Here is a 12,765-nt window from a genome sequence, read left to right as displayed (position 1 = left end):
TTTTATGCTGTCTTTAGTTGGCTTTAAAACCATCCGGGCGTTTCCAGCGCACTGGTGCAGCCGGTTCCGGTTTTAGCTGAAATTCATTTCCTTTTAACTTCTCAAGGGCAACTTCAACTGCTTTCTCCAATTGCGGATCGCGGCCCTGTATAATAAGTTTTGGCTCCTGAATAACTTCAATATCCGGCGCAATTCCTTCTCCTTCAACGGCCCATTCGCCGTCAACATCAAAGAAACCGCCACGTGGCGCAACAATTCGTCCGCCATCAATCAACGGTGGTGTATCCCAGGTTCCAACCAGTCCTCCCCAGGTTCGGGTACCAATTAACGGACCAAGGTCTTTTTCTTTAAACATGTATGGCAACAGGTCGCCACCCGAGCCGGCACGTTCGTTAATGATCATTACTTTTGGGCCCCAAATGCCCGCCATAGGTGTTGTCCAGGGGCGGTTATCGTTGGCCTTGCTGTTGAAATAACCTAGCAAGGTGCGACTCATCACATCTATCATATAATCGGCTGCCGAACCACCACCATTGTTGCGCTCGTCTAGTACAACGCCTTTTTTATCCTGCTGGGCAAAATAATAGCGGTTAAACGATGCAAAACCACCACCTCCGGTATTGGGCAGGTAAACGTAAGCCAGTTTGCCTCCGGATAATTCATTCACTTTGCGGCGGTTGCCTTCAATCCAGTCTATAGAGCGAAGGTTACGTTCATTTGAAACCGGCTCAACGGTAATTTCCCTGGCATCGTTAACCGAAGTTGTTGAGCCCACTTTAATTAGCGTTTGGCGCCCCGATGTTTGCTCGAAAAGACTGTAAGGATTCGTTGGCGCTTTTATTTCCTTTCCATTAACGGCAAGCAGGTAATCGCCTTCTTTTACATCAAGGCCGGGAGCTGCCAGTGGAGCCTTAAAATCGGGGTTCCAGCTTTCGCCATTGTATATTTTGGCAATTTTGTAGTAGCCGTTTTCTTCTACCAAATCGCAGCCGAGTAAGCCGATTGGTACCCTGTCGATGTCGGGCATATCGCCACCGGCAACATACGAGTGGCCAATGGCTACTTCGCCGCTGATCATGTCGATAATGTAGTTCATATCAGTGCGGTGACGCGCATGTTTTACCATGGGCGAATACCAGTCGTAGATTTTATCCCAGGGCGCACCATGTACATTGTCAACATACAGGAAATCACGCATAAAACGCCACGAGTCATCAAACATTTGCAGGTATTCTTCCGAAGGAACGATTTTGATCTTCATGTCGGTTTTCAGGTTTCCGTCGCCATTTGATGGTTTGCTTCCGGTTCCTGAAATTGCCCAGGAGCTGCCTTTACGGTACAGAACATTTTTCTTGTCGGCCGAGGTTACCATGTTCCGTACACCAGTCAAAAATTCTTCGGCTTTATTGTCCTTGGCTTCGTATTTATGAATGGTCAATCCACTTTGATTTGGTACCGACTCAGCAACAAAAACTGTTTTTTCAGGTCCTTGCACCAAACCCATGTAGTTTCGGTTGGGCATATTCAGTGCAACAATTCGCTCCGAAATTCCATCAACGTCAATAGTAACCGTTATCTCATCCTCTTTTTCCTCTTCTTTTTCACCATTTTCCTTTTCCTCGTCATCTTCCTCTTTTTCTACCTCTTCGTCGTCGCTGGTTGGAAGAATAGGCGAGACTTCATCTTTTGATAAAACAATACAATACAGACTTCTTGTTACATCCGGATCATAAGAACTCATATCGAGCCAGCCGGTTGCCAAACCATAATTGGTACTGGCCAGAACGTACATGTATTTGCCACTTGCATCCCACGCCGGTGTTAACACATCGGCCATTCCATCGGTTAGCTGAAGCGTTTCCTTTGTGTCGACATTGTACACGAAAATGGCTTTAAAGCTACTGTTCAGCTGGCGTGCATAAGCAATCCATTTGCTGTCGGGCGACCAAACGGGTTGCATTTCACGGTTTGGATGCGCAAAAATATCCGTGCCTACTTTTGTAACCACGCCCGATTCCAATTCGATTGTCCAAATATTGTAATCAGTGTCGGTGTAGGTTATTCGTTTTCCATCGGGCGACCACTCGGGGCGGAAATAGAAGGTTGGATTTTCAAGCGTATAAGTCTTTTGATTCTGACCAAACTGATCGGCAACAACCAGTTTGTATTCATCACCGGCATCGTTAAACCAGGCAATCTGATCACCTTCCGGCGACCAAACGGGGTAGCGGTCGGCCACTCCCGATGTGTTGGTAATATTTCTCCAGGTACCTTTTTCTTTTGGCACGGTAAAGATTTCACCCCGATACTCAAATACGGCGCGTTTGCCGTTTGGCGAAATATTCGGGTTGGTAAGATTGCCGGCAGAAACCGATTCCCAGCGTTCGCGTGCAAAATTCATATCGCCTTTTACGTTGATCGCAAGTTGTTTGTCATCGCCGGTTTCGGGATTCAGCAAATGCAGGTAGCCACCACATTCGTACACCACTGCATCGCGGCAGGCATCAAGGCTTTTAACATCAAACTGCGCCTGCCTGGTGAGTTGTTGCTCTTCTTTGGTTTTTGGATCGAACGACCAGATATTGCTGGCATAATCGCGCTCCGACAAGTAGAGAACTTTGTTTTTAAACCACACCGGATCGAGGTGACGCTCTTTGGTAGTTTGCGGAGTGCGAATGAGCTCCTTGGTTTTCATGTCAACAATCCAAACCGGCATTGCCTGTCCGCCGCGATAGTTGCGCCATTCAGGATCCCAAAAAGTAATGGGGATGTAGGCGATCTGTTTTCCATCAGCAGAAAGTTCGCCAAATGCAGCGCGCGGAATATCCAATGCTTTTGGCAATCCGCCTTCCGTTGATACGGTAAAAAACTTGCTGGTTTGTGTGGGGCGTGCTTCTCTTCCCGAACGAAACATTACTTTGCCGTCGGGTGTCCAGCCCTGAACAACATCGGCATCAGGATGCCAGGTTAATCGTTTGGGCGATCCTCCTTCGGCAGGAATTACGTACACGTCGGTATTGCCATCATACTGTGCCGAAAAGGCGATCCATTTTTCATCGTTCGAAAAGTGTGGATTCGATTCCTGCCCTTCGTTTGTGGTTAAGCGAATGGCGTCGCCACCGTTTCGGTCAACCTTCCAAAGGTCGTTGGCATAAACAAAAACAATACTTTCAGCAGAAATAGTTGGCTGACGCAGCAATCGTGTTCCCTGCGCATTGGCAAAGGCTGCAACAACGAAGGTCAGCAAAATAAAGGATGTGAAAAATTTCATAGAACTGGTATTTGTATGTTAAAATGATTCATTTGTTATGATGTGAAAGTCATTTGATGTACATATTGTTTAATGACCTATGGTATTGGTAGGTTCATCCAACAATTGATTACACTTTGAAGTTATGAATTTTTTGGGAGCTGCGGAACTCTCCGATTACATGTCGGGAGTTTGTTTCTTCTCGTCGGGTGGCCCCGAGAGCTTGTTTTCAACTACTTTCTGCTTGTCGGGAAATCCCGAAAGTCTGTTTTGATTTTGGTTTTAAGTTTCGCGAAGCCCCGAAGGTTTGTTTTGAACCTGTTTCTAAGTTTCGGGGAAGCCCGAAAGTATGTTTTAAGCTTCAGGCTAACCTTTTGTAGCTGCGGAAACCTTGTTTTAAGTTTTAGGGAGAGTTTCCGTATGTGCGGACGGTATGTTTTGAGTTTGTCTGAGGCATTACGGGCGAGGGGAAAGCATAAAAAAAGGCCTCCTAAACGGAGACCTTTTCAATATTGCGATGCAATTTTTAGAATCTTTTTTCTTTGATACGGGCTTTTTTACCTGTTAAGTTACGCAAGTAGAAGATACGCTTACGACGAACGCTACCACGTTTATTTAACTCGATACTCTCGATGAAAGGAGAGCTGATTGGGAAAATACGCTCAACACCAATGTTTCCTGACATTTTACGGATAGTAAAAGTTCTGGTGTTGCCGCTTCCGCGTAACTGAATAACAACGCCACGGAATTTCTGAATCCTTTCTTTGTTACCCTCTTTAATTTTATAGCTAACAGTGATGGTATCACCTGCGCTGAATTTTGGGTGGTTTACTTCCACCTCAAATTCTTTCTCTACTAATTTAACTAAGTCCATTTTCTTAATTTTTAATAAGTTGGCAATGTATCCAGATGATTATCGGGAAAGAGATTGCTTAAATCGGCTGCAAAAATAGTGTTTTTTTCAATTCCTCAAACACTTTCGCCCTTTATTTTCAATTATTTGCCTGGTTTCAGTTATTGAAACACACTTTTCTTTTAATGGCTGTTTTCTTTTACTTTAAAATGGTCGCCCGTAGCTTTAATTATTGCTTCGTACCACCATTCGGGGTATCCTGCAAAAATTGGCGATGCCGGCATACCTGTTTCGGTACGTACAAATTCGCCGTCACTTTCGCGTTTTATGTTGCCATCGGTGTATTTTACCACCAAATAATGATAGAGTTTTTTCCAGTCTTTGGTCATATTTTCGGCTTCATTTCGCGAAAACTCGGTAATAAATTGTCTGGCCTGCTCTTCATTAACCGTGTTATACAGGTTTTCTGCTGCTTTATCAATTGACGGTACGTAGGTCACAAATTTATCTTCCAGTTGGCGCTGAACGATTTTTACATCTTTAATCATATCGCTGTAACGCAGGTAGGCGTAGTTGGCCACCTGGCTAAATGTCCAGAATGCAGATGTTTCGCTGTAAGTAAGCAAATCGCCGTTGCCCACTGCAAAACATTCCGGTATTTCTGTAATTCCGCAATACATCGGAACGTAGCAGGTTGAGTAGGTGTCGTCAACGCCGAACCACAGAATTCCACCAATTGGATCCGGTAACCAGTTGCGGCATTGTGCCACAAACGAAAAGCCGGTTTGCTGAGTTGAAATGGCGCGCTCGTTGCAGTATTCAACCGAATCAACTTCCCAGGTCAGTCCACGCCAGCGGTAGGGCAGTCCGTACGGTCCGGCTCCCAAATCCTTAGTCATATCCAGCTCTGTTCCTTCGTAATGATCGCGCATCATGTCCATCACATCCTGAACGCTCAGTTGTTTATCGGGTTTTACCCATAAAGGCAAACGGTTTGTTGCATAATTATTTTCTCCACCTGTCACCACAATTCCTTTTGCATATTCGGTGAATTCTTCCATTCCGCCGGCCACTTTGTTAAAACCGGCCCAAACGCGCGCATCGCAAAAACGTGCGGCACCAAAATCAACCGGAGCATATACATCGGAGAAACTAAAATCTTTATTGGTGCCCATAAACCAGCCTTTTTCGCGGGCAAACGAAATTACATCTTTTGAATACAGGCAGTTTTTCGAGTCGTTTAACGGGAAAGTTGTAATACGCGCCTGGTTGGCGTGTCCGCTTATATAACCATCGGGAATACGTTGTGCAACCCAAACAGCCCCTTTTTCGCCCTGTCCTTTGCCAATCATCTCTAAAATCCAAACTTCTTCAGGATCGGCTATTGAAAATGATTCGCCCGAGCTGTAGTAACCATATTCTTCCACCAAACCGGTCATCACTTGGATGGCTTCGCGGGCTGTTTTGGCACGTTGAAGAGTTACATAAATCAAACTGCCGTAGTCCATAATTGCACCCGGCTGGCTCGATAATTCGCTGCGTCCGCCAAAAGTGGTTTCTGAAATGGCCAGCTGAAACTCGTTCATATTGCCAATTACACTATAGGTGTGTGCCGGTTGCGGAATTTCACCTAAATAAATACCGGTATCCCATTCGTAAATCTTTCGCATGGCACCTTCGGGGTGATCGGCTGCCGGCTGATAATATAACTCGCCGTAAAGCGTGTGCGAATCGGCCGCATAGGTGATCATCGTTGACCCGTCAATAGAAGCGCCTTTTGAAATTAAAAAATTGGTACAAGCATTCGATAGCTGCTGATTTAAAAGAATGAATGCCAGAACGAGCATTCCAATAACCCTAATCTTCCTCATTTTAAGTCTGTTTTATTTCAATCAATGAGGCAAAGATATATAAATACAATTTGTTGTTAGTGATCTTTATGAAAAGTTAAACGAGAGTAGTATATATTAATATTATGACAGTATGTTCTTATTTATAGCATTTATTTTGTGTTCGTAAATAGCATATTGTTAGCCAAATGTTTCTTATTGATAAATAATGTTGTTGTTCATTGGTTTAGGTTGTCATAATGTATATATTTGAAGTATTAATTGAACAAATTTGATACAAACCATTATTTATTATGATTTTCAACCCAAATTGCATTAACAAATTCATATAAAAACCTCCTCAAACATATTAAGATGAAAAATAAAATAAATAAACTACGGTTTGTTCTATGTATTTGTGTTTTAAGTTTAGCAATGCCTACTAATCTTTTTGCATATATTCTTGAGTTTGATATGGGAGATGGAATATATATTGTTTGCCCACATATGATGGAAAATTTAGACATTGATACCGAGAATTGTTATGTCGATATCCGGGATGGCTCATCTGAATCCTCATCTGGCTCAGGGTATGTACCAACTTCATATCCAGATGATCCTCCTACTTCTGCTTCATCCGGGGGATCAGGCGGTAGTACTACCGGAGATCCAACTAATTCAACTAATCCAGATAATCCCGATAATACAGGAACTGATGATTGTGATAATGAACACCTACATAAGTGTTTGTGCTGTAATAGTACAGATCATTTCAATTGTGAATGCTCATGCGAATGTTGTGGTAAATATCCCTGTGAATGTGAAACCTGTGAGACATGTTGTGGAATAATTAATCAATCTGGAACAGGGTGCGGAAGCCATTGTCCGGGTTATTTTATTTGTAATGTTTGTACACGAAGAACCTGTAAAACAGAAGAAAGCCCTTATGAAAGAGGAAAATGTATTCGTTGTAAGATACCTTGTCAAGCAGCATTAGAATCTGATCCACTAGTTTACATGCAACTTCTTCCTTCCAAGACGTCTTGGATAAATGGAGCAAGATTTGGTTGTGTAAGAACTGATCCAAACCAGGATTGTAACGGGGATGGTATTAAGGGGGATAAGAAGCACGGCGGAATAGATTTGGATGCTCCTATTGGTACACCTATATATAATATGTTTAGCGGTAGGGTTGTTGGAGTTACATCTACTCATGCATCTTTCGGTGTATGGATAAGGGTTGCATCAACGGTAAATGGCGAAAATATAGAGGTTTGGTATGCTCATTTAAGCGAGGAATCTGTTAGCTACAATCAACAGTTAACTGCAGGTGAAATTATAGGGAAAACAGGAGAGTCAGGCACGGCGGATGACTATGGTTCGGCGGGTCCTCATTTACATCTTACTATTTATAAGAATGGTACAAAGCTTGATCCAGAAGATTGGATTAAAAGTAGTTTTGATACTCAGGGGAATGTAACTAATCCATGTGATTTTTAATTGTTAATTTTATAATTATGAAATATACAATATTATTACTTTTTGCATTTATTTTGCTTTCGTGCAACATCAATAAAAAAGAGAAAGCAGAAAAGGTTACTGATAAGAAATCAGCGAACATTGGATTATCTCCAAATAAGTTTATCTTAAAATCAGATAGTCTTTATCATTTATTAGAAAAAGGAGAAATTGAGCCGGGAAATATTATTGAGACAAAAATAATAAAACTAAACAATGGAAAGTCATTTAATGAGTTCATAAATCCTGTTAATGTAAATGATATTTTAATTGGGCTTACTTCACGTGAAGAACTACTTGAAAAAATGGGTGCTCCGGATAGCATAAGTAAAGAGGCAAACTTTGTTGGTGATGATGGAGGACTTGAAGAAAGGTTTTGGTATAAGAATTCACATTTTAGGACTTTTGATGGTAAGGTGCAAACAATAGAGTTGGCAGATCCTGAATTTGTTGTAAATGGATTCTTAAACGTTGGAATGTCGGAACAAGTTATTAAAAAATTATTTCCAGTTTCTTATAGTCAAGGCAGAAAGGCAGAGGACGTTTGGAGATATGAAGGGAAGGGATATGACATGGAATACGCTATTTTTAGGGGTGATAATCTTTTGTCTATCGTTACAAAAGATGGGAAAATTGCTCGTATGGTATTTATTTATTCAGTTTAGGTAATAAATTTTTAAACAAAAGTGAGGATTTCAATTTAAATGAAATCCTCACTTTTACGGTTATAAACAACCCTTTATTTTTTCAAAGGTTTCTTCAATATCGTTGTCTAAACCAACTGAAAAACGAACCAATCCATCCGACAAACCCATTTCTTTTTGAACGTCAGCAGGTATTTCAGATGATGTGCTGTGCCCCGAGCAACTAAACAGCGTACGGAAATAACCCAGCGAAACCGCCAGGTAACCAACATTGGCCTGTTGCATTTTAAACATTACTTCGTTGGCGCGTTTTTCCGTTTCCAGGTCGATCGCCAGCATACCGCCGTAACCATATTCATTATTCATTAACCGGTTGTGAAGCTCGTGTTGTGGGTGGCTTGGCAGGCCGGTGTATTTTATTGAAACGCCCATTTCTTCCAATTTTTCTGCCAGAAATAAGGCATTCTTGCTGTGCTGTTTTATACGCAGATGCAGGGTGTGCAGGTTTTTCAGAATACTCGATGAACGTAAGGGATCGAGAACAGGCCCCAGCAACATCGCTGTGCCGTCGTTTACATTCGACAGCTGGCCGATAAATTCATTTGAGCCGCAAATAGCACCGGCTACACAATCGTTTTTACCGTTTATAAATTTGGTCATACTATACACCACAAAATCGGCACCCAGTTCAGCGGGCGAAAATATCATGGGTGTAAAAGTATTGTCAACCATAAGTTTAGCCTGGTGGTCGTGGGCAATTTTTGCCAGCTCCGGAATATTGGAAACCTGCAGCAAAGGATTGGTAACCATTTCGGTATAAATGATTTTGGTGTTAGGACGCAAAGCATTTTTCACCTGTTCCAAATCGGTGATATCAACAAACGAAACCTCAATATTGTATTTCGGAAGCCAGTTTTTTAGAAATGCATAGGTGCCGCCATAGGTGGTTACGCTGGTTATAATGTGGTCGCCCGATTTGCAAAGTTGCAATATGGAACAGGTAATGGCAGCCATTCCTGATGATGTTATCCATGCCGATTCGGTTCCTTCCATGGCTGCCAGTGCGTCGGCAAGGAATTTATTGCTCGGGTTCCAGTGGCGCGAGTATAAAAAACATCCTTCCATATGGCCGAGAAATGTTTCTTCCATGGTTTCACCTTCCAGAAAAGTGTAGGTTGAAGAATCGGTTATGGATGGATTTACGCCACCAAATTCGCCAAATTGCTGAATATCGAAAATTCTTTTTGCAGGATCTGAGTTCATATTCAAAGTTTTAGTTTGAGGGCAAGTTAGAGGGAATGAAAATACAAGAGAATGATTTTTGTCTGCAAATGAATTTCCCTGCTGTAGAATATATTTTGTGTGGGGTTAAACCGAATTTAGGGCAAAAAGATCACACCGCCGCAACTGTCCTTTTGCGCCCCGGTTACCGATGCCAGACAGTTTACCTGCTCCCTCAGCCGAAGCACACCCATAAAAGCAAATACGATGGCTTCTTTATAATTGATCAGATCCGGTTCCGGCAGAACAATTTCACTTGTGGTTAATTCCTGCATCCGTTCAATTAAAAAGGTGTTAAATGCTCCGCCACCGGTTACCAGCATTTTTCCTTTGTCCGACAAATCTTTTGTGATTTGCACGGCAATATGCTCGTAAATGGTGCGCATCTTGTCTTGCGTATTCAAATTTGTTTCATTCAGAACGGGGAAAAAATCAGATTCGATCCATTCACGTCCCAGCGATTTTGGAGGTTGCTGGTGATAGTAGGAGAGTGCATTTAATTTTTTCAGAAGGGTTTCATCAACTTTTCCTTTCCGGCCCAAATCGCCGCTTTTATCATAGGGTAGATCAAATTCTTCCGCCAGCGGATTTAAAACAATGTTCACCGGGCAGTTGTCAAAAGCTAAACGAACGCCTTTTTCATCGTACGAAATATTCGCAAATCCACCCAGGTTGAGGCAGTAATCGTATTCCGAAAAAAGCAGGCTGTCGCCAATAGGTACAAGCGGTGCTCCCTGACCACCGAGTACTACATCGCCGGTTCTGAAATCGCAAACAGTAAGGCAATTACTTTTGTCAGCAAGATGTGCTCCGCTGCCTATTTGCAGGGTAAAACCATTTTCGGGTTGATGAAAAACAGTGTGGCCGTGCGATGCAATTAAATCCGCTGCGAATTTCGTTTTATTAATAAATCTGTTTGCTTGTTCGCCCAGGAATTTCCCGTATTCTGCATTTAGCCGTGTAAGTTCTGTTCCCGAAAGTGTATGTGCTTTTTCAAGGCGTTTTTTCCATTCAGGAGTGTACGAAATGGTCTCGGCTTCCTTCAATTTGAACTCCCATTTATTGTTGTGCTCCGTAAACTCAACAGCCGCAATGTCTAATCCGTCAAGCGAGGTGCCCGACATCATTCCAATGGCCTTAATCGTATTTTTACTTTCCCGGGAATTTTTCATCTTTTCACAATTTTAATCACTTCCAAAATTGAGTTTCATAAACCACATTGTTATTTCGATAGTCGGTAATTGTTAATTTGAAGGTATGGTTTTTATCCAGCTCAAATCGCTCCTTATCGAAATAATGGGTTATTGTTGCTGTTTTCGGATCGTATTCAAAAAGTGCCCACCTTCCGTCGAGCAAACCTTCAATGGTATTTATGCCGGCAAGGTCATCCTTGATTTTAAAACGAATCCGGTTCGCCTCAGTTAGTTTATTGTCTGCGATACTTAATGGGACTATCTCCGGCGGAATCGTGTCAACCGTAACTGCATAAACGCCTAAATTAGTCGTTTCTGTTGTAACCCAGCCATTTTGGTAACGGCCACCGGTAGCGCTGAATTCACCGGTTTCCGGGTGGACGTAAGCCATAACTACTTTTGATTCGAGTTGTGCAGGCAGGCTGTCGGTGCGAATGGCAATCGTTGCATTTTTGTGTAAGGGAACGGTATTGTTGTGAAGGAAATGATAATCGGAGAAAAAGGAGTCAGAAGCCTTTTCGGTGCGGTATTCAAAACGAAAATCGGAATACAAAGCACCTGCCGGGATCTCCAACCGAACCGAATCATTTGCAAAACGATTAAAATGGTTATAGTAAAAAAGTTTTCCTTTTATTGAATCTGGTTTAAGGCTTGCATTTTTACCCACAATTGTAAAGTCAATCAACGAGGTATTTCCGTATGTGTCCTGCAGTTCTATTTCAATTTTTCCGTTTTGCTCGTTCTTCGGAATTATGTGTCCTTCTGATCCGTTGTGCGTGTAAATGGGGAGTTTGTTTCCCGGATCGATCCATGTTTTTATATAACGGCGTTGTTCCCTTTTATACGCGCTGTACACAATATGGCTGTTCAGATAACGCGTATCGCTAAACGAAAAACGGTTGAGGGTAAACGAGAACTGATCTTCGTTATTCAACGACATTCGCAGCAGGTTGATACCGCATTTGTTGTAGCTGTCGTTAAAATAGTCGTTGGTTTGTATGGCAACGCCAATCTCTCCCCAAACCGGAATGATTGGATTGTTTTTTAAGTGGTATTTGCCCTCGTAAAAAACTACGGGGTAACTTTTTGGCGTGCGCGAATAAGCCAAATGCGAACTGTCGGAGAGCGGAACCAGCAACACCGAAAATATTTTCGGGGCAATATTATCTTTCACCGGAAACCCAAAATTTAAAGGATTTAGTGGCTCTTCGGTTCTGGTGTCGCGAATCTCGAAATGCAGATGTGGCCCGCCCGAACTTCCGCTGTTCCCGCTTTTGGCAATCTCTTCGTCCTGTTTAACCGGGAACAGATACGACGGAATTTGGAGGTCGACACGAAAAGATTGTTTTTTGTATTGCTGGTCTTTTACATACCTGGCAATTTCAGGACTAAAAGCTTTTAAATGCCCGTAGACAGAGGTGGTCCCGTTGGGATGATCGATATATAAAGCGTTGCCATAACCAGTTGGCGATACCACAATACGCGATACGTAACCATCGGCAACAGCATAAACCGGCAAGCCTGTTGTACCCTGTGTTTTTATATCGATGCCCGAATGAAAATGGTTGCTTCGCAGTTCAGCAAAACTTCCGCTTAGCAGTAAGGGAATCTTCATCGGATCGGTGTAATAGCGTAGTTGCGCTATCCCAAACAAGGCCAAAAAAAGAAAAAGAGTTGTAAAAAATGTTCTCATCGTTGTTTAATCCGTATTATTTATCTCCACGTAGCAAACCTTCCAATGCGACAATTTCGTTCCCATTTTCGATAGTCAAAAATGGACTCAACGATGTCGGGATTAACCCGGAAAAACATGTTTATTGCTCGAATCAAATGAATTATCCGGCTTAATTGGAAGCACCAAATTTAATTAATTTATAACGGCTGCAAGTCTTGTTTTTAACTTTGTCCTGTAATCTTCATTCTTCATCTGCAAACTACTAACATAGGTTTGTTAGCATAAAAAGAATGCAATCGATTTGATTTCCTTTTACAATCAGGAAAAAAAGTTAACTTTGTTCGCGAAATGCAGCTAAAATGACCGAAGAGGATCACTTGTTACTTAATGATTTAAAGCGCAATACACAGCAACTGTTCGAAAAATACAATGAATTGGAACAGAAAAATAAAATGCTGAGTGAACAGGTAGAGAACCTGAAGCAGGAAATTGAATTAATGGAGCATGAAAAGGTTGAATTAG

At 42.2% G+C, this 12,765-nt stretch carries 9 protein-coding genes; 3 read left to right on the top strand and 6 right to left on the bottom strand.

From position 1 onward, the window contains the following. Nucleotides 1-13: 13 nt before the first annotated feature. Nucleotides 14-3,271: a PDZ domain-containing protein gene (locus ABZB17_RS05375; RefSeq protein WP_372648442.1), complete on the bottom strand. Its 3,258-nt coding sequence runs from the start codon at nucleotides 3,269-3,271 to the stop codon at nucleotides 14-16. A gap of 124 nt (nucleotides 3,272-3,395) precedes the next feature. Here ABZB17_RS05375 and ABZB17_RS05370 point away from each other — a divergent pair, with 124 nt between their 5' ends. After that, nucleotides 3,396-3,524, top strand: coding sequence for a hypothetical protein (locus tag ABZB17_RS05370; protein ID WP_372648441.1), 129 nt, complete (start codon nucleotides 3,396-3,398; stop codon nucleotides 3,522-3,524). Between the two features lie 252 nt (nucleotides 3,525-3,776). Here ABZB17_RS05370 and rplS read toward each other — a convergent pair whose 3' ends face one another. Both rplS and ABZB17_RS05360 read right to left on the bottom strand, forming a co-directional pair. Beyond that, on the bottom strand, nucleotides 3,777-4,124 hold the full coding sequence (gene rplS, locus ABZB17_RS05365) for a 50S ribosomal protein L19 (protein WP_045033113.1): 348 nt from the start codon (nucleotides 4,122-4,124) through the stop codon (nucleotides 3,777-3,779). A 161-nt stretch (nucleotides 4,125-4,285) separates the two neighbouring features. Next, nucleotides 4,286-5,974: a dipeptidase gene (locus ABZB17_RS05360; protein WP_372648440.1), complete on the bottom strand. Its 1,689-nt coding sequence runs from the start codon at nucleotides 5,972-5,974 to the stop codon at nucleotides 4,286-4,288. 333 nt (nucleotides 5,975-6,307) lie between these two features. Between ABZB17_RS05360 and ABZB17_RS05355 the strand changes: the two genes are divergently transcribed. Next, on the top strand, nucleotides 6,308-7,432 hold the full coding sequence (locus tag ABZB17_RS05355; RefSeq protein ID WP_372648439.1) for a M23 family metallopeptidase: 1,125 nt from the start codon (nucleotides 6,308-6,310) through the stop codon (nucleotides 7,430-7,432). A 17-nt stretch (nucleotides 7,433-7,449) separates the two neighbouring features. Further along, the gene (locus ABZB17_RS05350) at nucleotides 7,450-8,115 is read left to right on the top strand and encodes a hypothetical protein (RefSeq protein ID WP_372648438.1); all 666 of its coding nucleotides are present in this window, start codon (nucleotides 7,450-7,452) and stop codon (nucleotides 8,113-8,115) included. Nucleotides 8,116-8,175: 60 nt separating this feature from the next. On the opposite strand, the gene ABZB17_RS05345 is transcribed toward ABZB17_RS05350, so the two are convergent. The 3 genes from ABZB17_RS05345 to ABZB17_RS05335 form a co-directional block, all read right to left on the bottom strand. Next, nucleotides 8,176-9,357, bottom strand: a complete 1,182-nt coding sequence (locus ABZB17_RS05345; protein WP_372648437.1) for an aminotransferase class V-fold PLP-dependent enzyme — start codon at nucleotides 9,355-9,357, stop codon at nucleotides 8,176-8,178. A 116-nt stretch (nucleotides 9,358-9,473) separates the two neighbouring features. Beyond that, entirely contained in the window at nucleotides 9,474-10,547 is a 1,074-nt protein-coding gene (locus ABZB17_RS05340; RefSeq protein ID WP_372648436.1) for an anhydro-N-acetylmuramic acid kinase, read from the bottom strand. Between the two features lie 16 nt (nucleotides 10,548-10,563). After that, entirely contained in the window at nucleotides 10,564-12,261 is a 1,698-nt protein-coding gene (locus ABZB17_RS05335) for a M23 family metallopeptidase (protein WP_372648435.1), read from the bottom strand. Nucleotides 12,262-12,765: the final 504 nt, after the last annotated feature.

The organism is Draconibacterium sp., from assembly GCF_041583095.1.
In the GTDB taxonomy this organism is placed as follows: domain Bacteria; phylum Bacteroidota; class Bacteroidia; order Bacteroidales; family Prolixibacteraceae; genus Draconibacterium.
This window is presented reverse-complemented; position numbering and strand designations above follow the sequence as displayed.

What these genes read in the sequence shown, in the direction of transcription:
- ABZB17_RS05350 (WP_372648438.1), top strand. Translation starts at nt 7,450, where the DNA reads ATGAAATATACAATATTATTACTTTTTGCATTTATTTTGCTTTCGTGC.
- ABZB17_RS05375 (WP_372648442.1), bottom strand. Translation starts at nt 3,271, where the DNA reads ATGAAATTTTTCACATCCTTTATTTTGCTGACCTTCGTTGTTGCAGCC.
- ABZB17_RS05370 (WP_372648441.1), top strand. Translation starts at nt 3,396, where the DNA reads ATGAATTTTTTGGGAGCTGCGGAACTCTCCGATTACATGTCGGGAGTT.
- ABZB17_RS05360 (WP_372648440.1), bottom strand. Translation starts at nt 5,974, where the DNA reads ATGAGGAAGATTAGGGTTATTGGAATGCTCGTTCTGGCATTCATTCTT.
- ABZB17_RS05355 (WP_372648439.1), top strand. Translation starts at nt 6,308, where the DNA reads ATGAAAAATAAAATAAATAAACTACGGTTTGTTCTATGTATTTGTGTT.
- ABZB17_RS05345 (WP_372648437.1), bottom strand. Translation starts at nt 9,357, where the DNA reads ATGAACTCAGATCCTGCAAAAAGAATTTTCGATATTCAGCAATTTGGC.
- ABZB17_RS05335 (WP_372648435.1), bottom strand. Translation starts at nt 12,261, where the DNA reads ATGAGAACATTTTTTACAACTCTTTTTCTTTTTTTGGCCTTGTTTGGG.
- ABZB17_RS05340 (WP_372648436.1), bottom strand. Translation starts at nt 10,547, where the DNA reads ATGAAAAATTCCCGGGAAAGTAAAAATACGATTAAGGCCATTGGAATG.
- rplS (WP_045033113.1), bottom strand. Translation starts at nt 4,124, where the DNA reads ATGGACTTAGTTAAATTAGTAGAGAAAGAATTTGAGGTGGAAGTAAAC.